The sequence below is a fragment of the Microtetraspora sp. AC03309 genome (assembly GCF_020826795.1).
GTDB lineage: Bacteria > Actinomycetota > Actinomycetes > Streptosporangiales > Streptosporangiaceae > Microtetraspora > Microtetraspora glauca.
Genome location: NZ_JADDIL010000671.1, coordinates 1 through 370 on the forward strand (window position 1 = coordinate 1; position 370 = coordinate 370).

1 pseudogene is annotated in these 370 nt (G+C 66.8%); it reads left to right on the forward strand.

The annotated features are described in order from the left end of the window. Positions 1-370: pseudogene (locus tag IMZ11_RS44870) on the forward strand (hypothetical protein); the annotation flags it as partial.

Consider the following 370-nt stretch of genomic DNA (forward strand, 5'->3'; position numbering starts at 1 on the left):
GCGCAGATCCGCACGAGCGATGAGGTCAGCGGCCCGTATGCGCACGCATCTACCGCCGTGATCGTCGACTCCGACATCTCGGCTGTGGCGGCCGTTGCACTACTGACCGACGACCTTGTGGGCCAGCGTATTCCGCTGACAGGTCCGCAGGCGCTGACCAATACCGAGCTGGTGGACACGATCGGGCAGGCACTTCGGCGACCGCTGCACTACCGCGAGGTTCCCAGCGATGTGGTGCGGCAACGTTTCGTGGGCCTGGGCTTTCCTGCCGAGTTCGCCGACGCCTACATGGGCCTGCTGGCCGACACCGTCGACCGTCCGGCACTGGTCACCCATGACGTCGCCAAGATTCTCGGCCGCCCGGCCACCC